Raw genomic sequence first — 26,598 nt, forward strand, 5'->3', positions numbered from 1 at the left:
TGTGCCATTAAAAACATAAAGTGTTTAATCTTTCTACAATACAATTTGCCTTTTAATAACGTTAATTCTTAGAAGAGCTGGGTTACACCGCCGCATATGTCTGTGGTTGTACTTTTTCGCTATTTACTGTCATGCTTAAGTGCCGTCATACATATTATGATATTTTGATAAGTAAAAAATCGCCTTTTTTATTTATATTAAGGAGTTATTTTTGTACTATAATGCCCGACGTTCACTCTGTGCAGACAAGAAGTTTTAATATGAGCCGCATTAAGGGAAAGAATACTAAGCCCGAAATGATGGTTCGCAAGTTTTTGTTTTCCCAAGGGTTACGTTATAAGCTGCATGACAAAACGCTACCTGGAAAGCCAGATATGGTTTTCCCAAAATTTAAAACCGCGTTGTTTATAAATGGTTGTTTCTGGCACGGCCATGAGAATTGCAAATACTATGTAGTCCCCAAAACAAGGACCGATTGGTGGCAGGCTAAAATTAATGGCAATAGGATTAAGGATTACGATAGTATTAAAAAGCTTGAACAACAAGGCTGGAAAGTAATTGTAATATGGGAATGCGAACTTAAGCATGGGAAGGCAGATGAAAAATTAAAAAACATAGCGAACGAACTAATTAATAAATGAGCTTTACCTATATAGACTTGTTTGCCGGTGCCGGGGGGCTATCTGAGGGCTTTATCAGAGCAGGATTCGAACCAATAGCCCACGTGGAGCTGGAACAAGCGGCATGTTTTACATTAAGAACCCGGACTGCATATCATTATCTTAAGGTTGAAAATAAATATCAGGATTATATATCTTACCTAAAAGGTGAAATATCAAGGAAAGAGCTTTATGAGAAGATCCCATCAAACTTGCTATTGTCTGTAATTAATCAACCCATTGGCCACGAGCATAACCCCGCTATCCATAAAGCGATAGAGAAGCAATTAAATGGGAGGACTGTAGACCTAATCATTGGTGGCCCTCCTTGCCAGGCATATTCCGTAGTCGGCAGGGCCAGATCAGAAAATGGAATGAAAGGTGACCAGCGCAATTACTTGTATGTTCAGTATGCAAAATATCTTGAAAGGTACAAGCCCAAGATGTTTGTGTTTGAAAATGTTCTTGGTTTATTGTCGGCCGGAAATGGTATTTACCTAAGGAACATGAAAAAACTCTTCCTGAAAAAGGGGTACAACATGCGGGTGTTCAAGGTTGAGGCAAATAATTTTGGTGTTCTGCAGAATAGGAAGCGGATTATCATAATTGGCTGGCAGCAAGAAATTGCCGTCAATATCCCTGATTTGGAAGCTGTAAAAAAGGTTTCTGGTCATAGCGTCAAGTCGGTACTGAACGACTTGCCAGCAATACAAGCTGGAGAGCCAACTGGCAGATATCTAAAATACCGCGGTAAAACTAATAGTTATCTTTCTGATGCTTCAATCAGAAATGGTATCGACATTTTAACGCAACATGTTGCCCGTCCCCATACAGAGCAAGACAAAGAGATTTATAAAATAGCGGTTGAAAAGTGGGATAAAGAAAAGGAGCGGCTTCAATATAATCATTTACCCGAAAGGCTTAAAACCCACAAGAATCGTGATTCCTTTTGTGATAGATTTAAGGTAGTCGCAGGCGATGAGGCTGCTTCGCAAACTATTGTAGCCCACATTGCAAAAGATGGCCATTATTATATCCATCCTGATATTAGGCAGAATCGTTCACTGACAATACGAGAAGCAGCAAGGTTACAGTCCTTTCCGGATGACTATTTTTTTGAGGGCGTAAAAGAGGGTATTAATCGTACTCCGGCCTTCAAACAAATAGGTAATGCGGTACCGCCGCTTATGGCGGAGTTAATCGCCAAATTGGTTCTGCAGGCCCTTAATGAAAACAAATGACATACATACCACCAAGCAATTGATCTCTGCCTTCGTCAATGCTCCCAATGACGAAAACATGGGAGCAATAGTTACTCATTTTCGCCAGAATGAAGTAACTGATGATGACATTTTGCACCTCGCAGTTAGGCTTGCAGATTCAGGCGAAAAGATACTGTTTGATAAGAGTATCGAATTGTGCGACATTCCTTCGACTGGGGGCCCCGGCTCATTAAGCACTATTTTATGCCCGCTGTTTTTGCTTAATCTTGGAAAGTCTGTTTTGAAACTCGGTGTACCCGGCAGGCCGGCAGGCGGAATTGATGTATTGGCCCAAATAGAAGACTACAATATCGAGCCGGATTCTTCAAAAATTCATATGTGGCTCGAGGAGAATAACTATGTTCACTTTCTGGCAAACAATAACTTTACACCACTAGATGCTCTCCTTTTTAATTTTCGCAAAAAGAATAATGGAGTATCTATTCCGTCGTTAGCAATAGCATCATTACTTTCTAAAAAAATAGCGGTGGGGTTATCCCATATTGGTCTTGATGTAAGAGTGTCGGAGCATGGAAATTTTGGTCATACGTTGGAACTTGCCAAGAGCAATGCCAAGAGGTTTAATAGAATAGCAAATCTCGCAGGGATAAAAGCAAAGTCATTTATTACTGACGGGAGAGTTGCTCAGCAACCATATATAGGACGTGGCGAAGCTCTGCTTGCTGTAAGTCATCTATTAGATGATACAGCAGATGATTTATTACAGAGTCATGCAGAAGTATGCAATCAAATGGCTTGCAGCGTTAATGGTACTATAACTGTTCCATTTTCGGTTAAGTTATTGAGTCATGCTTTCTTCGCAAATGTTGAAACGCAAGGGGGAAAGAAAGATTCCTTTGAAGATATTGTATTCAATATAAAGAAAGGGCATCAATATTACATAAGCGCCAAGAAAAATGGTTATTTTAATATAGACCTGCTTGCAATCAGAGATGCTATAGTAGGAATTCAGCAGAAAGCAGATGGCAGATTCCCTGACCCATGCGGGCTTGTTTTAAAAGCCAAGAATGATAGTTACGTTCAGAAGGGAGATATAATATGCTCGTTTCGTTGTATAGAATCTCATCTTCATGAGTTTAGAGCTAATCTAGAGCGTGCTGTCAGTTATTTAGCTGAGCCAATTGATAATATTAAATTCGAAGAAATAGTATAATGGAAAAATATAGCTGCTTTAATTGTCCAGCCGCCAACGATTATAGTCTAAAAAACTTGACCGACCTATGCCCTACCTGCGGACTGCCCTATGGTTTTCCTTTAGAGTATTTCCCACCTACAATTGGTGCTATTAAAATCCTCGAGCCATTGGCTCGAGGATTTTATGGAGCTACATATATAGGTGAACTATCTGCATTTGGCAATGCAGTAAAAAAAGTAGTAAAAATAATTCCTGTTGACTTATACAGGATTCAGAACAAAAATTTCGAGGAAGAATGCAAAAATCATTTTCTGCTTTCACAAAATTCAACCCATGTCGTTCAAATAGACCCCAACATCTATTTTGACAATATCCCTGTAACATTTTCGAACGGTGTAACTATTAATTGTCATGTAGTTGGTCTCGAGTATTTGGATGGATTGACGCTGAAGCAGTACTTTGAAGACACAGCTAATATTCCTGCTAAAACTATTGCTCAAATATCAATTGATCTTGTAACACTCTTGCACGAGCTTAGGTCAAATAAGACGTATCATAACGATCTTCATCCAGGTAATCTTATTATTGAAAACCTTTCTCCCGCTAGAAAGCGATTTAATGAGATAGATGAGAACATTAAAGTCGTAGCAATTGATCTGGGATCATTAAATCAGAAAACAAAAAGTCATGATGATTCTGATAGAATCGGCGATTTGCATTGGATAGGCCAATGTCTTAATCAATTAAGCAGAAGAATAACCGATAACCCTGATAAATATAGTGATAAAGACTGGAGACTTGCTTTTCTACTTGAGGAGAAAGCAGATTTTTTAAAACCTGAAATACTGTCTCAGAAGCAGATAACTTATAAAGACTTAATAAATCAGATCAAGGATACTTTTCACTCACACACCAATCCTTGGGAGCAGGAGCTTGTTTTGAAGAGTTTTGATGATGCAGTAAATGCACAATCCCTTAGTCCATGGCATGTAGCATCTTTATTTGTAGATAAGGATAATGCCTGGGCAAAAAGAATAAGTGTAAAAGGCCCGCAAGTAATTACAGGGATGCGAGGTTGTGGTAAAACTATGCTGTTAAGGGCATTAGAATTTCATGCAAGACTGATGCCGCAAAATACAGAAGAGAAAACCAATACGACTAAAATTATTGACCGTCTTGTCAGTCCGTCGGAGCGTTACGTAGGTTTATACATTTCTTGCGTAAAATTACTGGATTTTAATGCCTTAAAGGATGGTGGATATAAGGAAATATTTGAGCCATATTCAAAATTACTTATTGGTTTTGCAATACAGGCAATTCACTCAATCCGTCACTTAAGAGATTTAAAGCCAGATGCTGTCAGAAAAGATTTTTATGCTCCTATTGCGACTACTTTATCATCAATAATCAGTGAAGGTGCCGAACTCTCAGAAATTACCAGTGACTATAGTCTGGAAAATATTCTAAAAAAGTATCTCAATACCCTCAGTGACGGACAGTCTGCGCATAAAATAAATATTCATCCAAAAATTGCCTTTCCGCAGCTTGCGGAAGCTATTAAAAAATCTTCCGAAATTTTTACTCAATCAAATATATACTTCCTTTTAGATGATGTTTCTACAAGATATTTGAGCGATAAAAATATTATCAAACTTATTTCCGAATTACTGTTTCAGGATGAAACCTGTGCATTTAAATTCACAACGGAGGCGCAAACCCTTGAAATGGTGATTATGGCCCCGGGAAGTACTTCGCAAGCAAAAATAGGAAGGGATTACTCAATATTTGATTTGGGAAGAGAAGTTAATCAGATAATACATGAGGGACATCATGAAGGACAAAGATTTATTGAAGATATTTTGTTGAGACGAGCTAAATATTTTCCACTGCATCCAAAAGATACACGTCCTTCTGAAATATTGGGAGATGAGACACTAATATCAATAGCTGAGAATATTGTTAGGGAAGAAAAGGCCTCAAAGAAAAAGGATCTTTACCATGGTATATCCGCTCTTACTGCTGTCTGTGTTGGGGATTTAGGTGACGTGATAACCTTATACGAGTTAATATTAAAAAGGTCGGTAGGTGTTACAAATTATCCTGTTGATGCAAAGGTTCAGAATGAATGTTACCTTCAATTATGCAATTCTAGATTGTATGATCTAAATAGAAGAGATACTCGATATCTTGATTTTGTCGAATCTTTTGCCGATGCATCTCACCACCTTCTCGTACAATCCGCAATAAGAAAAGCAAAAAGAGAAACGGATCGATTGAGGCAGTATACTTCAATTTTCATAAATATCACACACGGAGACAAGGAAGAACAAAATAATGAGGTCCGAAAGTTAATTGATGCTGGCATTTTTAATCTTCAGGGGGGACCGGAGGCTTCTAGGACTAATCGACAAGGGCTTAAGCCCCAGCAACAATTTAAACTTGTGTTTAGAAAGTTGTATGGGGTTAGTAAGCATATTGGACTCTCCAGCGCGGATAGATTTGAATTATCCGGTAAGCCTTTAGAGGACTGGTTAAATAATCCTAAAAATGGGAAGAACATCTTAATAAAAAACCTAAATCCAATTTCGGAAGGAGAGATAAAAAGAATATTGGAAAATACAGATATCGAACCTTCTTTATCTTCTGATAGCAGGCCACTTCAAAGGGTTCAACAATTAATCCCATTTGAAGAATCCTATCAGATAGAAGATAGACAGAAAAAGAATGATTTTAGCTTTATTAAGGAAAAATTGCCTTCTATTTCTGACATTTCAAAAGAAGGCCATATGGGATTGCATATCGATATTGCTATTGTCGGCCTTGGATTTGAAGAAGCGACACTAAATTCCGCTAAACAAATTGCATTATTAAATCCTAAGAAGGTTATTTTTATAAAATTTGATGAAGATGGTCAAACTGAGCAAATTTTAAACGCATTTTCAACATTAAACAATAGCGAAAAAGTAACAGTAACTCCGGAAGATTTTGACAAGGTTATCTCTGAATTAGAAAATAAGGCTGTTCTCTGCGACGCCACCGGTTTGCCCAAAGGGGTGATATTCAAATCAATAAAGGCAGCCTATTCTAAAAACAGCCTCCTATACTTATCAATAACTACACCGGGGCTAGAATACCCCCTCGACGATGACGTTGAGAGATTTTTAAATTTGTATTCAGATAATGATTCCTCCGTACTTCTCCAAGAGATTGCTTCAGTACACAAAGGAGAAACTGGACCTTATTCACTTCTGAATCTTTTGCCACATTATACAAATATCTCTGACCCCAGAGTGTTATTGGCGTTTGCATCAGCCAAACATGAAAGACTTTATACGCTTCTTGACGATCGAGACTATGAGCAGATTAGTGTTTTAGTTCCAGATGGTGATACACCAAGGGAAAAATTGGCCAGGGTGTCAGCAGAATTCTCTTTACGCAAGTTGAATTCCGCTATAATTCATCAAGTTAACCAAAATAATCTTTCTGACATTTTGGAGCAGATTTCAAAAGATTACTTTGTTTATTTTGTTCAGAATAATTTTCCATTTGAAATCGGGCTTACAGGTAGCAAGATGGAAACTATAGCCGCTGCGATCTTCTCTTCGATATTTAAAGTATCACAATGTTGGTATGTTAAGCCTGAGAAATGGGATGTAGAGCATTTTTCAAAGGGCTCGAAGAGCTTTAAAATTATAAAAGTGGAAAAAAATAAATCTTCGAAATCATGAGTGAAAACCTCACATTAAAATTTGACCCCAATACAATTGAGCATTTAGGTATTTCTTTATACTCAAAGTTGCCGAGTGTATTATCGGAATTAGTATCTAATTCATGGGATGCAGATGCTGATAAGGTATATATAACCTTTTATGATCGAGAGGGAAGTAAGGAAATTGTTTATGAAGATGACGGAACAGGTATGTCTTTTGATGAGTTAAATGAAAAATTTCTGTTGATCGGCCGAAATCGTAGGAAGGAGAACAGTGACAGCAAAACTGCTAAAGACAGATTCGTTATTGGCAAAAAAGGGCTGGGAAAACTGTCAGTCTTCGGTATTTGTGACATAATTGAAGTTAAGTCAGTGAAAGGCGGAATTCTAAATCATTTTAAAATGAACTTGGAAGACATTAAAAACTCTAATACTGGAACTTATAACCCGGAGCTATTAGTGAGCAAAAATACTTCCACAACTCAAAAGAACGGAACAACACTTTATTTAAAATCGATTAGAAGGAAGTCAGGATTTAATTTGTCGGATATAGCGGTTAGCCTGTCGAAAAAATTCATGATTTTTGATGTTCTTAAGCTTACGATGTTTTTAAATGAAGCAAATGAGACCATCGTGACAAATGAAATGAAGTTTAATTCCTTTGAAGAACAGTTTAGGTGGAATTTCCCGAATAGTTTGGACGAAGTATATAGATATAAAGACCAAGTAAAAGGATTTATATTGACTACATTAACGCCAATAAAGGACACTGATATGTCGGGTATCTATTTGGTATCGAGGGGTAAAATAGTTAATACTGCAAGTTTTTATGGATTGAGAGATAATGACCAGTTTCATTCATATGTTACAGGCTATTTGGATGTTGATTTTATAGATGAATTTGATGAGGACGTAATATCAACAGATAGGCATTCTTTAAACTGGGAAAATGATCAGACTAAGGAATTACAGGCTTTTTTACAAAATGTGATAAAGAAAATTGGCAATGAATGGAAACGAAAGCGATCTGAGGCAAAAAGGGAAGACATAAAGAAGGAGACTAGTCTCGATATAGCTGAGTGGCAACAAACATTACCGACTTTCGAAAGGGAACTAAGTGACAAAATTTTTAATCCAATTCTTTCAAATCCTAGGATAGAGGCAGATAAGTCAAGCGAAATAATTAAAAATGTCATGGATAAGTTTGATAACAGGACATTTAAGGAATACGCTGAAAAGATCGCGGAAATTTCGAGCGAGGAACAATTGCCTGAGTTTCTGAAGTTGATAGAAGATTGGAAAGCAATTGAAGCTAGACAATTCAGAGATATTTCAATTTCCAGGGTTGAGGTAATTAAGCAATTTGAGGAATACTTAAGAACAGATACTCGGGAAGTGCCAACACTTCATAATTTTTTAAAGAAATTTTCTTGGCTTTTGGATCCTAGAATTTTGGAATTTAAAGATGAGGTATATTATTCCTTACTCTTGAAAGAGCATTTTCCGGATGAAAAATTAAGTGAAACTAACAGGAGAATTGACTTTCTGTGCAGCAATGCACTTGGCGAGATACTTTATGTGATCGAGATAAAGCGAAGTTCGTTTGAGGTTGATGAAAATGCATTGGAACAGGCATATGATTACCAATCATTTTTAAAGGAAAAGTACTCTACGCAGTCGGGATTTTCCAAAGTGGTTTGTTTTGTTGTGGGAGGTAGTAAAGCGAATAGCAGGAAATTTAGAGATAAAGAACAGACCTATATGAAATCGGGCGAGGTTTTTGTAAAAACGTACATTGAGCTTTTGGAGCAATCAAAGGAATACCATAAAGAATTTATTGAAACTTATAATCAATATAGTAAATAACGTACTTCGATATTAAAAAAATAATAAAGTGTATTTGATCTTTGAAGTTTTGAGTCCATTTTTGAAATTGATTAACTGGACCAAGGAGGTTGCAGATAGTTTGGAAGTTCGAAGGGCATGGTTGGCAAAATGGTTCAAACCCAATCCCCTCTTCCCCGCACGATTTTTCAGAAACCCGCGCCAAGCGCGGGTTTCTGTTTTTTGGCCGGGTTCCCTCTTGTTTTCAATGATCTTCATGGAGGTTGACGAACCATATGAAAAGAAAATAGTAGAAGATGCCTATTGGGAAGACATTACCTGGCATCAGACCTGCGAATTTTTTTTGCCTTATCATAAGCTGCTAAACAGCTATCCAGCGGTTTGCCTTCGCTATAGATGCAATCACAAAACTCGCAAGCCGCAGGACGGGCAGCGCATCCATTCCTGCACTCTTCTTCAGAATTGCCCGGCGTGATCTCAAATAAATAGGAAGTACCGATAATGATAATCGCTAACACTGCGATGCAACTTCCAAAAAATATAATTCGCAGGCGTTTGCCTAAAGGTTTTTTTATGGCAGGAGGATCTGTTTTGGGTGGTTGTTTAAACGGCAAAATGTATTTGATACGGTCATAATCCCAAATTAACAGATACAGGCAAGCCAAAACCATCATCGTCACAATCCTTGTACCGTCAAAGCGGGTAGCATAAGTGAGCACACAAATATTAATGATGACAGGAAAATACATCAGTGCACCAAGAAACGAAGTTCTCGGGATCAGCAGTAATATGGCTATTATAACCTGAGTAATTCCAATAAATGTGTAGTAATATCCTGTCTGGTATAAGGCATCGAAGTAATGCCCTAAAGGATTGTTGGATGGCAAACCTTCCGCAAACCGCTCACCCATTATTTTGACCATGCCCGCAGGAAGAAAACTTGCTGCCATTGCAATGCGACAAAAAACAGCAAACCCTTTAAACCATCTATCAGACTTTGCCTCGTAGTATATTTCTTCAAGCCTGTTCATCCTGATAAAACTTATGCTTTTTTATGGGAGAATATTTTACTTAGAATAAAATGAAGCGCTAATGCAATAACGGTCCAATATACAGCACAGGCAAGCGCCCGGATCGGGGGGGCTGGGTCCGGATCGTTGAATATTGTTGACAGGGGGCCAACCAAAACCAGTTTAACCGGATATATAATGGCGGCTAAGTTTCTTTTCCAGGCTATTGGTGAATCACTTCCCGGGAACCACTCGCCGTTTACAGGTTCCAAAATTAAATTGGAGATAAAACTGAAAGCAAACGCAGAAATGAGAAAGATAACGACGAATTTTTTTACGGAAATTTTCATACCGTTGAATTTATGATACTTGGAAAGCACTTTGTATTTCAAAGTTAATTAAATTCGCTTTACATTTCAAAATTTCTTTAGAAAAGAGAAGTGGGGGATGATGGGGATTTGTTTATCCCACAAGTTTCATTATTACTGTTTTATTTACCCTGCCCGGTCCTGGGCAGGGTTTCATGATCTGCATTTCAAAAAGCACACCGCTGTTGCGACAAACAATGTTTTGGTCGTGCCGGATAGAACGTAAAGAAGTCTCATGTTGATTAAGATAGGGAAAATCCCGTGAAAAGAAACGCCGGCTATATCTTCCTCACCACCGTCCCAGACCTCAGATCAACCACCACGATCTGGCCTTTATCGCCACGATCATATTTCCCGCTGTTATTGCTGTCGTAATGCCCGGTGATCACGATCGAGCCGGTCTGTTTATTGATCGTCCAGGTGCGGGCGTAGAAATTATCTTCGGTCAGTTGTTTTTTCTCCTGCCCGTCAACGGAAATGGAAAAGATCTGCATCGGGTCGTTCCAGTCGATGCTTTTATCCCTGTCCAGGTTCACCGTTTTGGCTGATACCAGTATGATATTGAGCTTTATGCTGTCGAGCTTGATCTGTTCAACATCGCTGATGTAGGAATCATTCGGGAAATCCACCTGTTTCGACTGGCCGTTCGCCGAATTGATAAATAACAAATACCTGCTTCTGCTCGCCGCCGCCTTCCCGTAATTTTCAACGGTCGCGATCACGTATTCCGTGCCGGGCACTTCAGTGAGATGGTTAAAATGCACGGAAGCGGCTTTGTCCTGCCCATAACCGGCAAAGGTACAAACTGATAAAAACAGGATAAGGATGTGTTTCATGTGAATGATTTTGATGAATAATTTAAAAGGCATGGACGGCCCCGGTATGGAAGGCATAGGGAGCGGCCAATCTGTAAGACGACCGGGCGCGCCAAAGGTTGCGGGTATTTTAGACTGGATAAGTTTTTATTATCTTTAAGTACAAACCGCCGCGGTCGATATGCACAAACTATTCCTCCTCATATTTTTCACTATTCCACTCCGGCCCTCCGCCCAAACGGTTACCGTTCCCTTCGCGACGGACGCCTCCGGCAGGATCTTTTTTTACGCCACCGTGGGGCCGGACACGGTTTCGATGCTTTTCAACACCTACGCCACCCACAACCGCCTGTCGCCCGACTTTGCAGCGTCGCCGCTGCTGAAAAAAAGCAGGAGCATCAAAACCACCGACAATACCGGCACCACCACCTCAAAAAATTTATACGCCGGCCCGCTCGCCATCGGCGGCCTTTCATTCGACGATGCACTGTTTTCCCTCTTGCCGCCCGAATGGAAGATCGTTCGCGCGGGCTCGCTGGGCATCGCCTCGCTGAGCAAATATTGCTGGAAGATCGATATGTCCGTCGCAGAGTTATGGCTGTCGCCGAACCCTTTCCCGGAAAACGGCACGCCCGCATTCAAAATGGCATTTAAGGAAGGTGATTACCCGCACGCGCGCTGCGCCCTGATGGGGGATACGTACAGCTTTGCGCTGGACTGGGGCAGCACGGACGGCTTTTTAGTGCGGGAAGACACCGAACTGGGGCAGAAGATCCTGGCGGCGTATAAGCCCGTTCCGAAAACGGTTACCATACAGGGCGTTAACCGTTTCGCCTCGGAAGATACGATGTATGAAGTGAAAGTGCCGGAGATCAGGATAGGAGAGTTTGTAATGAAAAACCAGCTGGTCGTTGTCAGGAAAAAAGCGCCGTCCAATCTCATCGGCATGCAGGTGCTGCGGCAATTCAACGCCATTTTTAATTTTCACGATCACATGCTCGATCTCGTGTTGTTCCGCGCCAAATAACCTTAATCGCTGCGCCCGCGACGGTATTTCAGCGGGCTTACGCCGTAATGCTGCAAAAACTGGCGGTTGAAATTGGAAATATTGTTGTACCCGCATTCATAACACACTTCCGTAACCGCTAACTCGTTTTCTTCCAGCAGGCGCGCGGCTTTTTGCAATCTTAACTCCTGCACGAAACCCGAAAATGTTTTGCGGGTGCGCAGCGAAAAGAAACGCGAAAACGCGTTTTCCTGCATACCTGCTATGGCCGCGGCTTCGCCCAGCCTGATGTCGTTGTCGAAATGGGCATGTATCCAGTCGAACACATCGCTCAGGCGGCTGGATTCTTTCGGGTTGTGGCCTACAAAAGGCGAACGCGTAATTGACATGAGGCTTTTGGATTCCGCAATGTCCTGCAGTATATCCACCAGGCAAAGCCAGCGCCGCATGCCGCTGAGCTGCACGATCTCCTGCAGTTTGCGGCTCACTTTGCGTTGTGTGGCGCCGCCCACGTCCAGCCCGCAAACGGCGCGGGCGAAGAGCTTCCGGATGCGCCTGCTTTCCGGCAAAGCCAGGAAATCTTCTCCCAGCGAGGCTTCCGTAAAATGTATCACGATGGAACGCGCGCGCAGCCGCGAACCTTCTTCGAGATATTTATCGTCGTTGCGGTAATGATGCGGGAGATTGGCGCCGATCAGCGCCAGGTTGCCCGGCTGGAAATCGGACAAATGATCGCCGATAAAACGTTTGCCCGTGCTCTCGGTTACCAACACGATCTCGTACTCCGGGTGATAATGCCAGGGCGTCGGGTAATAACTGTAATCAAAATCCTTTACGACGAAAGAATGGTTCTGCTCCCTGGGCAGATGTTCCAGCGCAGGTTTCATAACGATTGTATTATGCTTATAAATTACGCATTAATCATCATATTTTGCTATAAAAGTATAGAAATGTGCCTGTAAAATGGTGGTTTCCCAATGCCATAGCCTGTAGCTTTGAAATAAGATCAATGCTTACGTTATGGAAAACTTTCAATTAAACGCCAATCAAATCGGCGAATATCATCAAAACGGCTACGTCATCGTGCGAAATTTCCTCCGCGAAGCGGAAGTGAAAAAACTGCAGGACATTGCGTTTGCAGACGGCCTCATGCGCCGGCACGCTTTCGATCTGAACGATCAGACCGGTAAAAAAACAAAACTCACGCTCTGGTATTCGCCCGGAAACGACGCATACGGACTGCTCACCAAAAGCAAGCGTATGGTGCAGTCCGCCGCCGCGCTGATGGACGGCGATTCGGCCGTTTGCCATTTTCACAGCAAGCTGATGCAGAAGGAACCACGTGTGGGCGGCGCCTGGGAATGGCACCAGGACTACGGTTACTGGTACAAAAATGAATTTCTTTTCCCCGACCAGATGACCTCCATCATGATCGCCATTACGGACGCCAATATAGAAAACGGCTGCCTGCAGGTGATCAAAGGCTCCCACAAAATGGGCCGCATCGAACATGGTTTTGCAGGCGAACAGGTGGGCGCTTCCGGCCACTACGTGGAGCTGGCGCTGAAAACGATGGAGCTGTTGTACGTGGAACTGAAAGCGGGAGACTGCCTCATTTTTCACCCCAACCTGCTGCACCGCTCCGAAGCGAACCTGTCTGAAAATCCACGCTGGTCGCTGATTTCCGTGTACAACCGCGCCGCGAACGTACCGTATAACGAACCTTCGCAGTCCAGTACGGTGCCCGTGCAAATGGTGCCGGACGAGGCTTTGCTGGACTGGGCGGCGGAAGAGATTAGCGAAAGCGCGGCTTTCCTGGAAAAGGATAAAGACGAAGCATTAAAATGACGTTCCGCTACTTTAACCGCTGGTCACAAAAAGCCCGGAAAGTGTGAACTATATCGATTTAGTTGTTATTTTTAGCGGATCAGATACAGCTCACGAAATTCCATCAGAATAATGAAATACCCGTTTACAGTCCTGCCGGCTATAGCCCTGCTGCTGGTTTCCACGTTGGCAAAAGGCCAGTCTGCCACCACCTATACCCGGTACGTCAATACTTTTATCGGCACGGAACCGCTTACCGATCCGAAAATACTGGGTTACAAGCTGCCCGAGGGTTGGCGTTCCTGGGCGGGGCTTACCTTTCCCGGCAGCTCGTTGCCCAATGCCATGGTGCAGCTCAGTCCCATGACGGAATACGGTTCCGGCGCGGGTTATGAATATGAAGATTCCGTGATCTACGGTTTTACGCATACCAACAAAGGGCATTGGAACCTCTGCAACATCCCCGTGCTGCCGCTTTCCAGCCCGGGCGAAAAATTCGGTTCCCGGTTCTCGCACAAAAAAGAAAGCTCCGCGCCAGGGTTTTACCAGGTGTACCTGGACGATTACCAGGTGAACGTAAACCTCACGTCCACGCTGCGTTGCGGTTATCATCAATACGAATATAAAAACGGGAAAGACCGCCGGATACTGTTCGACCTGGCCAGGGCGAACAACCGCGTTTCCAGCTGGGCGATAGAGCAGGCGGGAGATGCGGCGTTGCAGGGTTATCAGCAAACGGGCGAGCGCATTTATTTTTACGCAACGCTGAATACGAAGATCGAAAAACTGGAGAAGAAGGAAGAAGGCCAGCGCAGCGGTTTTGCCGTGGCGCATCTTGCGGATGGCGGCAACGGGCCGGTGGAAATGAAGATCGGCCTGTCGTTCGTAAGCATTGAAAACGCCAAAGAAAACCTGCAGCACGAGATCGGCGGCAGATCCTTCACACAGGTGCGCAACGACGCGACCAATACCTGGGAAAAATTATTGTCTACGATACAGGTAAAAGGAGGAACGGAGAAACAACGCCGGATGTTCTATTCAAGCCTGTACCGTTCTTTCCTGTGGCCGGCGCTTCGCAGCGACGTGAACGGGGAATTTACGGACGCGAAGCGGAATAAGGCGAAAGCGGATTTTAATTATTATACGGAACCTTCGCTGTGGGATACTTACCGCAACAAAGACGTGCTGCTGGGGCTGGTTTCACCCCGCGTGGCGCTCGATGTGATCAAGTCTATGAAAGACGTGGGCGATAAAAGAGGTTTTATCCCGACGTTCTTCCACGGCGACCATGGCGCTTCTTCCATTGCCGGCGCCTACCTGCGCGGCATCGACGATTTTGACGTGAAAGGCACTTACGGAATACTGCTCAAAAACGCCAATGTGCCCGGCGCCCGCCCGCATATTAGAGAGTACATCGAAAAAGGTTTTATTTCCGATCCGGATATTCCCAATCCGCATGTGGAAACGAAGGCCAAAGCAGGCGTTTCCAAAACGCTGGAATATTCGTACGACGATTATTCGCTGGCGCTGATGGCGAAAAAACTCGGCGACACCGCGAATTACCGCATCTTGATGGCGCGCTCGAAGAACTATAAAAATATGTTCGACCCATCGGTGCGTTTTATGAGAGGCAGGCTGGATAACGGTGAATGGATCAAAAATTTCGACCCGCAATATCCCTATTACGAATACATGTACCGCGAAGCGAACGCCTGGCAGGTGTCGTTTTTCGCGCCGCACGATATGAACGGCCTGATTGAATTGTACGGCGGCCCGGCGGGTTTTGAATCGAAGCTGGATTCGTTATTCACCGTTCCCTGGAATCCCCGCCATATCGCGAGGAACGTGGAATCCATGATCGGGCAGTATTGCCACGGCAACCAGCCCGACCATGAAGCGCCGTTCGCGTATTATTTTATCGGCAAGCCCGAAAAATCGCAGCAGATCATCGACACGATCCTCAACAGCCTGTACGGCATCGGCGATGCCGGGCTTGCGCTTTGCGGGATGGACGATGCGGGCGAAATGTCCGCCTGGTACGTGCTCAGCTCGCTGGGCCTTTACACTTTTTCCGCCACCGACCCGGAATATCTCGTAACCGTGCCGCTGTTCGACGAAGTGAAATGGAAAACTTCCACCGGCAAAACGCTCACCATCACCAAAAGCGGCAAAAGCAGGAACATGGCTGCCATTAAAGTGAACGGGAAACCGGTCAAAGGATATTTTGTTCCGCACGACCTGTTTAAAAACGGCGGGAAGGTTGAGGTGGTCACAAAATAAACGATCGCATCAGAAACTCCTTAACGCCATATCCGAGCCGGGTTCCAGCCCGTTTTGGACCATTTCGTTTACCAGCGCATGAAGTTTTTCTTTTTCCGCAGCTTCATTAAAAGGCTGGCCTTCGGCATTCAGCAGATCACCGCCCAAACGTTTCTGGCAATACTTTACGGCATTTAGCATCGCGTCGAAGACAAGTTTCGGATCGGCGCTCCTGGGGATGGAAAAACCAAAAACAAGGTTCGCGGGATTCATCTGGCCATTCTTTACGTTTTCGGGTAAAAAATATCCAGGTTCCGTGATGGTCCACACGCTGAAGTGTTGGTCGTGCCCGTAATTGGAATCGTGATTGTTCCAGTGGAACAGGTCGCCGTCGCCCCATTTTAAACCGGTGCAGAGCAGCGCATCCCAGGCTTTCAGCCCGTTGAACATGCCGTTGCTTTGTAAAACGATAATGGCATCGTGGTTGAAACGCGCGTGGAACTCCACGAGTTTTTTGGCTTTTTGTACGGCTTCGCTGACGGGCCCTGCTTTAAGCGACCGGATTGCGGGGTGTTTCCGGGTCTTTTTTTCCAGCTCCGGCAGGTATCTTTCCAGTTTTCCGGGATCGTAATCCGGGTTTTCTTCGTCAAAAATTTCCTGTACGCTTACCGCTACCTGTATGGAATCGAACGTTTCCGGGCTGTCTCCCGCATTGGCATAATGCCATTGATCGTCAACGGGGGAATGGCCGTAAATGGCGGAAGAAAAGTTGGACCGCCAGTCGCGGTCGAAGATATCCTGCACATCACGCTTTGTCAGATGTTTGCCGGGGGCAAGTTCCAGGCCGATGATCCAGTCTGTTCCGGGATCGGCTTTGTATTCGCGCTCATGCGCGGTTTCCCCATGAGAAGGGAACTTTACGGAGCTCAGCAAGTGGGAAACATCCTCCGACGGCCGCCCGAGGCCCAAAGCTTCGACCCTTTCCTGGCTTTGCCCGTACGATGAAATAAAATAGCCGTTTGCGGAAGGTTTCCTTGACCGGAAATAGTAATAGACAAGGGCGGCGAGGCCAAAAATGCAAATTGCGATGATCAGGTATTTCATATGCGGTATTTGAGGGATCGTTTGAGTTGAAGCGTCACATCACCAGCTCGTCCGCATCCGCCGCGATAGACTGCGCAATGTATGCGGCGGTTTGCTGCGCGGCTTCCATGAGCGCCGTTTCTTTTGTTTTTTTGTCGAAGAAATAATGAAGGAGGAACAAAGCGAGGAACGTATCGCCCGTGCCGCCGAAATTCCTTGAAAGATAAGGATGATAAAACGAAAAACGATGTTCTCCGTACAGTTCGATGCCAATTTCTTTCCCGCTCAGCAACATGCTGGTTACGATCAGCTCTGCGTCCGGGTACAGGCGGATGAACTGCGCGATATAATCCGCGGCGTCGCCCTGCGCGGCGGGGTCGTGCCCGGTGAGGATCTTTATTTCTGAAAGGTTTGGAAACACCATATCCGACAGGCGGATGAGCGCCGGCCATTTTTCGGCGATCGCCACCGGTACGTACATCCTGCCATGGTCCCCGCAAACGGGATCGGTTACGATATATTCGATATGCGGCCGGTACTTCCCGATCAGTTGCGTGAGAATGTCAGCCTGCTCCGGTTTTCCGAGGTAACCGATGTACAGGATCAGCCGGTGGCCGCGATGTACGGAAAGCTCGAACACTTCCGTGAGCAGTTTTTCGAAGGGTACGTCCAGTTTTGTTACGCTTTTCATATTCGTTAACCCGCTGAGCACCACGCTCGGAACAGGCAATACCCGCGAGCCGAGCACTTTGATCATCGCTTTCAGGCTGGCCGTGCCATGCACCGCGAAACTGCCTACTGCGAGTACTTTCAGACTTTCCATAAGGTCTTTTCTTGCGTTCAAATGTATACAATATGACGGAAAGCGTTCCGGCAGGAGTTTAAAATTTCTTAACACAAAGCTAAAATGCGCCTTTCTTTTTGTTTTCTACTTTTGTGAATCCTTTCAGGTTTTAGTGATATATGGTCCCGTAAAAAAATCTTTCTGATGAGAAAAGACAGGCTTGTTATTGTCCAGGATTAATCAACAAATCTTTCAAATGACATACGCGTAAACGCCCGGCTGTAGCAGGTTCGTGGCTTAAACAGACATGAGTTGTGAGATGCCGCCAGGCGGCATGAGGGGATCGTTTTGCCGGTACCGTTCACCCGAAATCAAACCCAATACATAAACCAACTCAGTACATCCGCTGCAAAAGAAACCCGCGTTAAAAAAATGAAAAATAACGCAGGGCCACGGTTAAAAAATCTTGAATGTTTTTAGACAAAAAAATGAACAGTATGAAAAAAATCAGGCAGTCAGGCGGGCAAAAGATACTGAGCCCCATGCTGATGTTGTTTATTCTCTTATTCGCAGGTGGTTTTCAGCCATTGATGGCGCAGCAGGCCAGCGTATCCGGCAAAGTGACCACCACTGCCGGCGAAGCGCTGCCGGGCGCAACCGTTCGCCTGAAAGGCACTAACACGGGCGCTGCCGCCGATGCGGACGGGCGGTACAAGATCTCCGTTTCCGAGGCTTCCGCCGTGCTGGTATTTACTTTCAGCGGGTATGCCACCCAGGAAGTGCAGGTAGCCGGCCGTTCAGTGGTGGACATTATCATGCAGGAAAGCCAGACCGGTTTAAATGAAGTAGTGGTGGTAGGTTATGGTACGCAGAAAAAAGTGAACCTCACCGGGGCTTTGTCTGTACTCGATATGAAAACAAAAGAAAACACGCCCATCACCAACGCCAGCCAGGCGCTGCACGGCGTGTCGGGCCTGTGGGTGAACCAGGCGGGATCGAGGCCGGGGGCAGACAATGCCACCATCCGCATCCGCGGCGTGGGCACCACCAACAATGCCAACCCGCTGGTGCTGGTGAACGGTATCGAATATGATTTCAACGAGATCAACCCGAACGACATTGAAAGCATTACGGTGCTGAAAGACGCGTCCGCGGCCATTTATGGCTCCCGTGCGGCCAACGGCGTAGTGCTGGTGACCACCAAAACGGGCAAGGAAGGCAAAACCAAAGTCACCTATAATTTTTCTTACGGTATTCAAAGTCCTACCATGATGCCCGATGTAGTATGGGACCCCATCGAATACATGCAGCTGAAAAACCAGGCTTTGCGCAACGAAGGAAAAACCGTGGTGGACTATACCGATCAGCAGATCCAGCAGTATAAAGACGGCATGGCCAATAACCCTTACGCCTATCCGAACATCGACTGGTTCGACCTGGTGATGGACAAAGGCAAACTGATGCAGCATCACGTGCAGGTTTCCGGCGGCAACGAAAAAGTGCTGTATAGCCTTGCGCTCGGCTACATGGACCAGAACGGCATCCTGATCAACAACGACCAGGCGCAGCGGTATTCCATCGACCTGAACCTTTCCGCCAAAGTGACCGACCGCCTGCGCGTGGGCGGGAACATCATCGGCAACTACCGGAAATCGGTAGAACCGGCAGACGGCACGGCCTCTTACTTCGGCTCGCTGATGCGCGTGCTGCCGATCTTTACGCCGTATGTGGAAGACGGCCGTTACGGCAACGTGGTGTTCCGCACGCCGGGCCGCAACGCCATCGAAAACCCGATGAAACTCGTCAAAGAAGGCTACCGTAAACCGGAAGCGCAACGCCTCTTCGCCAAAGTGTTCGCCGATTACCAACTGCCTTTCAACATCAAATACAATGTAAACCTCGGCGTAGACAAGCTGGACAACTACGACAGGCGTTTCAACAACCGCGTGAACACCTACGAGCCGCTGACGCTTACGGCAATGACCTACGGGCAGACGGTTGCCTACAACAACAGTGCCAGCAACCGGAACCTGAGCTTTTTCCAGACCCTTTCCTGGGACAAAACCATCGCCGGCAAACATAACTTCTCCGTAATGGGCGGCACGAGCTACAACAGCTTCGATGTGTCCAACTTCAGCGCCAGCATAGAAAACGTTGCCGGCAACAGTCTCAGCGCGATCAACGCGGGTTCGCTGAACCCTGCGGTAACAGGCGCCATCACCACCGACCGGCTGGCCTCTTATTTCGGAAGGGCGAATTACAGCTTTAATGAAAAATATTTGCTGGAAGCGGTGTTCCGCTACGACGGCTCTTCCCGTTTCGCGCGCGGCAACCGCTGGGGCTTTTTCCCGGGCATTTCCGCCGGATGGCGTATCGACCAGGAGAACTTTTTCAACATGAAAAACATCGACCTGCTGAAACTGCGCGCTTCCTACGGCAAGCTGGGCAACCAGGCCGTGCCATTGTACAGCTATCAGAACGTAGTGGAACTGGGCGGCGATTATTCTTTTGTTAACACCATTCAACCCGGCGCCGCCGTTGAATCTTACAACGATCCAACCATTCATTGGGAAACCACTGCCACTTACAACCTGGGTCTCGACGTATCCGCCTTCAACGGCAAACTTACCGCAGAAGCCGATGTGTTCAAACGCCGCACGTCCGACATCCTGCGCCAGGTAAATATTTCCGCGCAGGTGGGCAACCTCAACGGGCCGCAGCGCAACATCGGCGTGGTGGACAATACCGGTTTCGAGCTGAACCTCGGCCATCGCAACCGCATCAGCGATTTCACCTACGAGCTGCTGGGCTCCGTGAGCTACGTTAAAAACGAAGTGGTGGACCTCAATGGCGAAACGGTGATCAGCGGGAGGAGGATATTAAAAGAAGGTTACCCGATCGACGCATATTACGTATTGCAGGCAGACGGCATTTATCAATCGCAGGATGAGATCGACAAAAGCGCGACCGTAAGCTCCGCCGTGAAACCCGGTTACCTGAAATATAAAAATATGAACGGCGACGATGTGATCAATGGAGACGACCGTATCGTGACCGGTTCTTCTATCCCGAAATGGACGTACAGCTTCGGTATTAATCTTGGTTACAAACGTTTCAGCCTGAACACTTATTTCCAGGGCGTACAAGGCCTCACGATCTACCCTACCGCCAACCTGGCTTACCCGGTGAACAACGGCGCGGGCCTTACCAAAGAATGGGCCACCGATTCGTGGAAGCCCGGTAACCGCGGCGCGCGACTGCCGATACTGACCACGCCGCAGGGCGCTTCTGAAAACTACCAGAACTCCACTTTCTGGTTCCGCAGCGGCAATTACCTGCGCGTGCAGAACGTTCAGCTGAACTATTCCGTTCCTGAAAGCGTGCTGTCTAAAGCGAACATCAGCAAGCTGACATTATTCGCCAACCTGCAGAACTTCTTTACGTTCTCCGAATACAAAGATTCCGACCCTGAAAGGAACATTACGCTGGATACCCTGTACGATTATCCGCTTCTGAAAACCATCAGCTTCGGCCTCAATGTAATTTTCTAAACCTAATTCTGACGACTGTATGAAAAAGATATTTTGTGTTATGATGGCCGGCGTGCTGTTTGCCAGCTGCGGGAACGACATCCTTGATTCCGCGCCGAGCGACCGCTACACGGAAGCCACCTTCTGGACAACGGAAGCCAATGCCAATATGGGCTTGACGGGCTGTTACAACATGCTTCGCGCGGAAGGCGTCTTTGGCGGCACCGCTACGCCGTTGTGGGAAGAAACCGCCACGCCCAACGCTTACAATTACGACAACTCCGGCGGCTGGAACGTGATTGCGGCCGGTACGCAGACCGGTTCCAACTCCGGCATCGTTACTTCCCGCTGGGCGCATGCCTACGAAGGCATTGGCCGCTGTAATACGCTGCTGGCGAAGATCGGCGGGGTGCCTATGGACGAAAAGCTGAAAGACCGCATGAAAGCTGAAGCCACATTCCTGCGCGCGCTGTATTATGCCCTGCTTGAAATGTACTATGGCGGCGTGCCGCTGATCCTGGACCAGCCGGACCCCGTTACGCAGGCCAGCCTGCCGAGGAACACACGCGAGGAAATAGTGGCCCAGGTATTGAAAGACCTGGACGCCGCCGCCGCGGTGCTGCCTCTGAAATACACCGGCGCCAATATCGGCCGCGCTACGAAAGGCGCCGCGCTGGCGCTGAAAGCACGTGTGCTGCTGTTTGAGGCAAGCCCGCTGATCAACACCACCGGCGACAAAAACAAATGGAAACTCGCCGCCGACGCCGCCAAAGCCGTGATGGACCTGCCCGGCACCGGTTATGACCTGTTCGGCGACTACCGCAGCCTGTTTCTCCCCGCGAACGACAACAGCATCGAATCCGTATTCGACGTGCAGTTCACCGCTCCCACGCAAGGCAGCTCTTACGATCTCATCGGCCGCCAATACAATACCAACGCGCCTGTGCAGGATATTGTATACGCGTACCAGATGAAAGACGGCCTGCCGCAGGCGCAGTCTCCGTACTACGATCCCGCCAAACCGTACGACAACCGCGACCCGCGCATGTACGCCACCATCGTATATCCCGGCGACCAGTTCCAGGGTGAGCTGGTAACGCCTTCCAGGTTCGTGGTAACCGGTTACGGCACAAAAAAATATACCATCTACGACAAGGAGGCCAATCCGAATAACCTCACGGGCGGCCGTTCGGAGATCAACTACATGGTGATCCGTTTTGCGGACGTGCTGCTGATGTACGCCGAAGCACAGAACGAAGTGCTGGCCGTGCCGGACGATAATGTGCGCGAAGCCGTGAACAGGGTGAGAAGAAGGGCGAAAATGCCGGAGATCGAAGCTGGCAAAACGCAGGACCAGATGCGCGCGGTTATCCGCCAGGAGAGAAGGATAGAACTGGCTTTCGAAGGATTTTATTATACCGACATCCGCCGCTGGAAGATCGCGGAAACCGTGAACAAAGGGCCGATCCTCACCTGGGACAACAAACCCATCATGACCCGCACCTTCGATCCGAAAAGAGATTACTGGTGGCCGATCCCTGACGTTCAGCGCGACAGGAACCCCAACCTCGGGAAAAATCCGGGTTATTAGCCGCGAAGAATGGCCGGGCATGAACGATCGTGCCCGGCCATTCGTGTAAAAGAGCCGGGAAAACGAAGGAGGGGATATTATATTTAAGCGGCCAAAGGCCGATAAAATAAGCACTATGAGATTCAAAAACATGTACTGCCTTTGCGGGATGCTACTCTTTATGACCGCCGTAAACGCGCAATCCGCCAAAAAATTCCTCGTATGCGGAGACAGCAAAGTATTGCTGGTGGACTATAATCAGTCCAAAGACAGCACTCCCGCCGTGATCTGGAGCTGGGACGCGCACGAAGCCGCCGACCTGCCGGAAAACTACCGCACAAAGATGTTCAACACCATGGACGACTGCAAAGCCATCAACGGCGGCAAACAGGTCCTCGTTTCATCGTCTTCCGGCGCCATCGCCATCGTGAACCTGGACGACAAAAAAGTGAAGTTCGTGGCCAGCGTTCCCAATTCGCATTCCATCGCCCTGCTGCCAGACAACAGGGTAGTGGCGGCCGCTTCCACCAACAAAGCCGGCAACAAACTCATGTTGTTCGACATTGCCCGGCCGGAAAAGGTGTTGTATACAGACAGCCTGTATTCCGCACACGGCGTGGTGTGGGACGCAAAACGCAAGAGCCTTTTCGCGCTGGGTTATTCCGTGCTCCGCGAATACAAGATCGCATCGAAGGATGCGCTGAAACTGGCGAACGAATGGAAGATCCCCGGCATCGGCGGCCATGAGCTGCAGCCCGCGCCGGACGGCGAGCACCTGTTCGTTACCGAGCACGGCGGCTCGTGGGTGTTTAATATTAAAGACCGGAAGTTCAGCAAACGCGAAGGAATGCCGGATGCGGAGAATGTGAAAAGCCTGGGGCAGATCAAAGCCGGGCAATACATCTACACCATTCCCGAAGAAAGCTGGTGGACGTTCCATGTTAAATTTTCGGCCCCGGAACGCATTTTTTCGTTCCCGGATATGCATGTGTATAAAGCACGTTGGTTTACCAACTAACGGGCATGACCAATAACTGTTATTTTGTTTGCCTGTCCCCATCCTTAGCGGATGGGGAATTTTTTTGAAAAAAATCTCCCCGAACCCTTGACCCTTACCCTACGTCATACCCTACCTTTGTGCTGTTGAATCCAAAAATACCCGGCATGGCGAATTATGCGGTTAAAAAACTGGCTGGAATGGCTGGTGTAAGCGTGCGCACCTTGCATCACTACGACAGGATCGGTTTGTTGCGGCCTTCCGTGCGCACGGAGGCGGGTTACCGGCTTTACGGCGAAAAAGAGCTGCTGCGGCTCCAGCAGATACTTTTTTATAAGGAAATGGACTTTGAGCTGAAGACCATCGCCGAACTGCTGGACGACCCGGAATTTGATATGGTACAGGCGCTTCAGCACCATAAAAAAAGTCTGCTGCAAAAGAAAAAGCGCATCGAAACATTGCTGGGAACGTTGGAAAAGACCATCGATCACCTCAAAAACAAACAGACCATGAAACATGAAGATCTTTATAAAGGGCTTTCCAAAGAACAGGCGCAGGCCTGGCGCAAAGAGGCCATGGAACGCTGGCCCGGACAGGTGAAACATTCCGAGCAGCAGCTCCTCAAAATGAGCCCGGAAGCATTTGAAGAATTAAAGACCGGCTTCGGCGCCAACTGGCAGCAGCTGATGGCCATGACGGACAATGACCCGCACAGCGCTGAAGTACAACAGCTGATCGCAGATCATTACCGTTACATCCTGCAGTTCTGGGGAAAACCGGAAGTGGCGCCGGAAGCATACAAAGGCCTCGCCGACCTGTACGTCAGCGATGAAAGGTACACGGCCGTGGAAGGCAAGCCCAACCGGGGTTTTGCGGCATTTATGCAAAAGGCGATGTATTATTTCGCCGATCATATGGAATAACAAAAAGTCCCGGTGCCCGCCGGGATTTTTTTATGCATTGTCAGTCAACATCAAAATCGTCGTACAAATAATGGATACTATTGGCAGCAGTGCCAACCAGGCCATTTTCCGGGTTTTGGCGTCGAGGTTTTTATTGCGTTGCACGGCGATCAGGCTCCAGATCATTACGCCCGCGAGTGCCGGGCCGCAAATGGCGGTAACCATCTTATTTCGGAAAGCGTAAAAGCAGATCATTGCGGCGGCGAACACCAGCGAAAACAACAGGTAAGTAAAAACGGTATACGCAGGTGGCGCCGTGAAGGGATAAATTTGTTGCAACCGTTGTTCCAGCGCGTCATACGATTCGATTTGCCGGTAAACGATGATCATGTCATTCCGATGTTTCCCGGTTATGACGATATTGCCGTTCCTGATCTTTGAGATACGGGAAATATCTGCGAAGGGAATATTGAGGTCGGGCAATGGGGATTGTGTGCGAACGATGAAAGTATCGCCGACCGTAAGCGAATAGGTTTCCATGTTCCTGCGATTTTTTTTAAGCCCTGCGTACATGCTGTAACCGCTCACCAATGCCAGCAACGGCAATACATACGGCAGTGTGTCCGGTTCGCCGGTTTTTGTACTAAGGTGAACGATCACACCTGCGGCTATAATGGAAGGAATGAAAATATAAAGCAGCCTGATGGCCGATCTCTGCTGGATTTCACGGAATCCGTCTTGTCTGATCCTGAATTGTTCCATGAGGTATAGGTGATGTTTACCCCAAATTTGCAACATTATTCCGACAATTGCAGCACATTCGCGCCGGGCGGGTCTTCCATTTTCCTTTCCAGTTTTTTATCGTGCACGGTGATGAGGATTTCCACGGAACCGGTGCCAACGGTGGCGTTCAGCATATGCCCGCCCCAGGCTTTAAATTCCCTGTCCGTCACCACGCCATGCGCATGGATGGATACTTTTCCTTCCTTCCACGCGATCGATCCGCGCATGCTGGCAAGCTCGACATTATCGAACTGTTTCGGCTCGTATTCTTTCGTTTCGAAATTAAAAAAGCCGAAACGCGCGTTCACAAAGCCCATCCCGGCAAAATTTGCCGAAGGGATATTTTCCTTTACGGCCAGCGATTCAATTTGCGCCAGCACATCGTCTCCCTGCCGCAATACCATCAGGTAGCCGGCAGGCACTTTTATGTAACGAACAGCTGTATCCATGGCATTTTTTTGCGCAGCCGCCCGCGTTGCGAACAGCAGGCAGCAGCTGATGAGAAGAATGTTGACCGTTTTCATGCCGTACGGTTTTGTTCTTTTTAGCAGCGCACTTGCCGTGCCAGAAATTTTATTGCCTGTCGATCAACGGCAGTAGTTTGTGCTGCAGGTATTCAGACCATGCGGGCGCACAGGAATCGTAACATTCAACTTCCGGTGTCAGGCCTTCGTGGGTAAATACCAGTTGCGTTTTGCCGCTTTTTGTGGAAATGTCGAAGATCACTTTGGTGCCGATCCATTCGTCTTTTTTTTCAAGAAAGCTCAGTTCGCTGTGCGTGATCAGCCAAACCACCTTTTTGCCGGGAATGGTTTCCACTATTTTTTGTTTCGTGTAATGAGCGCCGCCCGCCGCGCGAAAGCTGAACTCGTCGTTGAGTTTTTCCGTGCCGCCGCTGATCTCTTCGGAATAATAACCCGTCCACCAGTCGCGCACCTGGTTGATGGCCCGGAATACCTGCGCCGGCGTTTTTTCCGTTTGCAGCTTGAATGTAAAATGTGATGTTGCCATTTCGTTAGGTTTTAATCTTTTA

21 protein-coding genes are annotated in these 26,598 nt (G+C 46.8%); 12 read left to right on the forward strand and 9 right to left on the reverse strand.

Annotation, left to right across the window (positions count from 1 at the left end):
• The first annotated feature begins 221 nt into the window (after window positions 1-221).
• The 5 genes from J7I43_RS22380 to J7I43_RS22400 are packed head-to-tail and all read left to right on the forward strand — an operon-like array spanning window position 222 to window position 8,652.
• Entirely contained in the window at window positions 222-641 is a 420-nt protein-coding gene (locus J7I43_RS22380) for a very short patch repair endonuclease (RefSeq protein WP_262898821.1), read from the forward strand.
• Window positions 638-1,900: a DNA cytosine methyltransferase gene (locus J7I43_RS22385; RefSeq protein ID WP_209148102.1), complete on the forward strand. Its 1,263-nt coding sequence runs from the start codon at window positions 638-640 to the stop codon at window positions 1,898-1,900. The genes J7I43_RS22380 and J7I43_RS22385 overlap by 4 nt, the downstream gene beginning before the upstream one ends.
• Window positions 1,887-3,095, forward strand: coding sequence for a hypothetical protein (locus tag J7I43_RS22390; RefSeq protein WP_209148103.1), 1,209 nt, complete (start codon window positions 1,887-1,889; stop codon window positions 3,093-3,095). The genes J7I43_RS22385 and J7I43_RS22390 overlap by 14 nt, the downstream gene beginning before the upstream one ends.
• The gene (locus tag J7I43_RS22395; protein ID WP_209148104.1) at window positions 3,095-6,805 is read left to right on the forward strand and encodes a protein kinase family protein; all 3,711 of its coding nucleotides are present in this window, start codon (window positions 3,095-3,097) and stop codon (window positions 6,803-6,805) included. Before J7I43_RS22390 ends, J7I43_RS22395 begins: the two co-directional genes overlap by 1 nt.
• Window positions 6,802-8,652 carry an ATP-binding protein gene (locus tag J7I43_RS22400; protein ID WP_209148105.1) on the forward strand — a complete coding sequence of 617 codons (1,851 nt, stop codon included), beginning with the start codon at window positions 6,802-6,804 and terminating at the stop codon, window positions 8,650-8,652. Before J7I43_RS22395 ends, J7I43_RS22400 begins: the two co-directional genes overlap by 4 nt.
• A gap of 293 nt (window positions 8,653-8,945) precedes the next feature.
• Here J7I43_RS22400 and J7I43_RS22405 read toward each other — a convergent pair whose 3' ends face one another.
• From J7I43_RS22405 to J7I43_RS22415, 3 genes are all read right to left on the reverse strand, one after another.
• Complete coding sequence (locus tag J7I43_RS22405; protein WP_209148106.1) at window positions 8,946-9,662, reverse strand: hypothetical protein; 717 nt, start codon at window positions 9,660-9,662, stop codon at window positions 8,946-8,948.
• An 11-nt stretch (window positions 9,663-9,673) separates the two neighbouring features.
• Window positions 9,674-9,991, reverse strand: coding sequence for a hypothetical protein (locus tag J7I43_RS22410; protein ID WP_209148107.1), 318 nt, complete (start codon window positions 9,989-9,991; stop codon window positions 9,674-9,676).
• A 296-nt stretch (window positions 9,992-10,287) separates the two neighbouring features.
• Window positions 10,288-10,845 (reverse strand): TolB-like translocation protein, encoded by a 558-nt coding sequence (locus tag J7I43_RS22415; protein ID WP_209148108.1) that lies wholly within the window; start codon window positions 10,843-10,845, stop codon window positions 10,288-10,290.
• 160 nt (window positions 10,846-11,005) lie between these two features.
• Between J7I43_RS22415 and J7I43_RS22420 the strand changes: the two genes are divergently transcribed.
• The gene (locus J7I43_RS22420; protein ID WP_209148109.1) at window positions 11,006-11,851 is read left to right on the forward strand and encodes a pepsin/retropepsin-like aspartic protease family protein; all 846 of its coding nucleotides are present in this window, start codon (window positions 11,006-11,008) and stop codon (window positions 11,849-11,851) included.
• A 2-nt stretch (window positions 11,852-11,853) separates the two neighbouring features.
• On the opposite strand, the gene J7I43_RS22425 is transcribed toward J7I43_RS22420, so the two are convergent.
• Window positions 11,854-12,717 (reverse strand): helix-turn-helix domain-containing protein, encoded by an 864-nt coding sequence (locus J7I43_RS22425; RefSeq protein WP_209148110.1) that lies wholly within the window; start codon window positions 12,715-12,717, stop codon window positions 11,854-11,856.
• 133 nt (window positions 12,718-12,850) lie between these two features.
• On the opposite strand from J7I43_RS22425, the gene J7I43_RS22430 reads away from it, so the two are divergent.
• Window positions 12,851-13,678, forward strand: coding sequence for a phytanoyl-CoA dioxygenase family protein (locus tag J7I43_RS22430; protein WP_209148111.1), 828 nt, complete (start codon window positions 12,851-12,853; stop codon window positions 13,676-13,678).
• A 111-nt stretch (window positions 13,679-13,789) separates the two neighbouring features.
• Window positions 13,790-15,937 (forward strand): GH92 family glycosyl hydrolase, encoded by a 2,148-nt coding sequence (locus tag J7I43_RS22435; protein WP_209148112.1) that lies wholly within the window; start codon window positions 13,790-13,792, stop codon window positions 15,935-15,937.
• A gap of 9 nt (window positions 15,938-15,946) precedes the next feature.
• On the opposite strand, the gene J7I43_RS22440 is transcribed toward J7I43_RS22435, so the two are convergent.
• Both J7I43_RS22440 and J7I43_RS22445 read right to left on the reverse strand, forming a co-directional pair.
• The gene (locus J7I43_RS22440) at window positions 15,947-17,020 is read right to left on the reverse strand and encodes a cell division protein ZipA C-terminal FtsZ-binding domain-containing protein (protein WP_209148113.1); all 1,074 of its coding nucleotides are present in this window, start codon (window positions 17,018-17,020) and stop codon (window positions 15,947-15,949) included.
• A 34-nt stretch (window positions 17,021-17,054) separates the two neighbouring features.
• Window positions 17,055-17,843, reverse strand: coding sequence for a bifunctional hydroxymethylpyrimidine kinase/phosphomethylpyrimidine kinase (locus J7I43_RS22445; protein ID WP_209148114.1), 789 nt, complete (start codon window positions 17,841-17,843; stop codon window positions 17,055-17,057).
• A 437-nt stretch (window positions 17,844-18,280) separates the two neighbouring features.
• On the opposite strand from J7I43_RS22445, the gene J7I43_RS22450 reads away from it, so the two are divergent.
• From J7I43_RS22450 to J7I43_RS22465, 4 genes are all read left to right on the forward strand, one after another.
• Entirely contained in the window at window positions 18,281-21,334 is a 3,054-nt protein-coding gene (locus tag J7I43_RS22450; protein WP_209148115.1) for a SusC/RagA family TonB-linked outer membrane protein, read from the forward strand.
• 19 nt (window positions 21,335-21,353) lie between these two features.
• Window positions 21,354-22,904 carry a RagB/SusD family nutrient uptake outer membrane protein gene (locus J7I43_RS22455; protein WP_209148116.1) on the forward strand — a complete coding sequence of 517 codons (1,551 nt, stop codon included), beginning with the start codon at window positions 21,354-21,356 and terminating at the stop codon, window positions 22,902-22,904.
• Window positions 22,905-23,019: 115 nt separating this feature from the next.
• Complete coding sequence (locus tag J7I43_RS22460) at window positions 23,020-23,901, forward strand: DUF6528 family protein (RefSeq protein WP_209148117.1); 882 nt, start codon at window positions 23,020-23,022, stop codon at window positions 23,899-23,901.
• 146 nt (window positions 23,902-24,047) lie between these two features.
• Window positions 24,048-24,803, forward strand: coding sequence for a MerR family transcriptional regulator (locus J7I43_RS22465; RefSeq protein ID WP_209148118.1), 756 nt, complete (start codon window positions 24,048-24,050; stop codon window positions 24,801-24,803).
• 30 nt (window positions 24,804-24,833) lie between these two features.
• Here J7I43_RS22465 and J7I43_RS22470 read toward each other — a convergent pair whose 3' ends face one another.
• Genes J7I43_RS22470 through J7I43_RS22480 form a run of 3 tightly spaced genes read right to left on the reverse strand, consistent with a single transcriptional unit; the run spans window position 24,834 to window position 26,576 of the window.
• Window positions 24,834-25,544 carry a hypothetical protein gene (locus J7I43_RS22470; RefSeq protein ID WP_209148119.1) on the reverse strand — a complete coding sequence of 237 codons (711 nt, stop codon included), beginning with the start codon at window positions 25,542-25,544 and terminating at the stop codon, window positions 24,834-24,836.
• A gap of 35 nt (window positions 25,545-25,579) precedes the next feature.
• Entirely contained in the window at window positions 25,580-26,089 is a 510-nt protein-coding gene (locus tag J7I43_RS22475; protein ID WP_209148120.1) for a PPC domain-containing DNA-binding protein, read from the reverse strand.
• Window positions 26,090-26,138: 49 nt separating this feature from the next.
• Complete coding sequence (locus tag J7I43_RS22480; RefSeq protein WP_209148121.1) at window positions 26,139-26,576, reverse strand: SRPBCC family protein; 438 nt, start codon at window positions 26,574-26,576, stop codon at window positions 26,139-26,141.
• Window positions 26,577-26,598: the final 22 nt, after the last annotated feature.

The organism is Chitinophaga chungangae (genome assembly GCF_017742215.1).
GTDB classification, from domain to species: domain Bacteria; phylum Bacteroidota; class Bacteroidia; order Chitinophagales; family Chitinophagaceae; genus Chitinophaga; species Chitinophaga chungangae.